Genomic DNA, 1,244 nt, shown 5'->3' on the forward strand with positions numbered 1-1,244 from the left:
GTCGACCGCCGGATCGAAGCTCCAGCGGCGTCGCGACGCCAGCATCTCGCCCGCCACCGGCCCGGCCACCAGGTTCGTCGCGRTCGCCGTGTACACCGTGCCATCGCGGCCCAGGTCGGCCGACAGCTCGAACACCCCCGCCCCCGCCTGCGCGTTGAACCACGCGTCCGACGGCCGGTGCAGCATCGCCATCAGCCCACGCGTCTGCTGGCCGAACCAGGCCATCGCCTGCTCGCGCACCAACATGGCCTCGTCGCGATGCAATCCGTCGGCGGCCGCGATGTAGTCGTCATCGAGCGCCAGGTCGACCAAGCCCGCCCCGCGCCGCACGACGGCCTCGGCCTCCTCGCGCGCCACACCGCCCCACACCAGCTGCTCGACGCGCGTGCGCACCGGCGTGAAGAGGTACTCCGTGCGGCCCGCCTCGTACGGCCGCRCCAGCAGCACATGCTCGTCGCCCACCGGCGCGCCGGTCGATGCATCGATCGTCGACGCCGGCACCTGCGCCACCAGCCGCGCAGTCACCAGCAAGGCCGCCTGCGCCGCGTCCAGCACCAGCGTGTAGCCACCCTGCGCATCGGTCACGGCCACCCGCTCGTCGCCATCGCACTGCAGATCGTCGTTCGCATCGACGCACACCCGCGCGCCCTGCAGCAGGCCGCGCATCACCTTGCCGGTCAAGGTGAGCCCGCTCGGTGCCGGCGGCCCCGGGTCCGGCGTGGCCGGGGCTTCGCCGCCGCCGCCGCAAGCGCTCAACACGCAGGCCGCCGCCACGCTGCACGCGGCCACGACACCACCCCGCGCGAAGCGCCTGATCGTCCTGCTCATCGACGCTCCCTGTTGAACTGGCGCGGATGGTAGGGCGGCGATGTCATCGATTGGCCTTGTATGACGGCAAACGATGTAACGGTCAGTGCGCGATCACCTCGCAGCGTCCATGCATCCTACGAAAGACCCGCGGCTCGACCGCGCCGGGCTGCGCGAACAGCCCGCGCCGCGCGGCCTTCGCCTGCGCTTCGAGTGCGCCGTATCGCCCACCGTCCTGGCCACCCTTGCGCCGCCGGAAATGGTCGCTCCACGCATGCCCGTGCGCCACCATCCAGGCCGCCACGTCGTCACCATCGACAGCCACGCGGGCGATGCTGCGGTGGTAGCGGTCCTGCGCCACCGTCGCGAACTGCACGCGCCGGTGCAGCACACGGCGCGCCAGTGCCTCGGTCGCCTGCGTGCCCCAGGCCTGGCAG

1 protein-coding gene and 1 pseudogene are annotated in these 1,244 nt (G+C 72.5%); both read right to left on the reverse strand.

The genetic code is table 11. The annotated features are described in order from the left end of the window. Positions 1-828: pseudogene (locus tag AC1D12_RS33630) on the reverse strand (hypothetical protein); the annotation flags it as partial. Between the two features lie 82 nt (positions 829-910). Next, the coding region (locus AC1D12_RS33635; RefSeq protein WP_477845417.1) for a thermonuclease family protein at positions 911-1,244 on the reverse strand (334 nt) is incomplete at its 5' end.

It is taken from the genome of Rhizobacter sp. P1_G5, assembly GCF_056405435.1.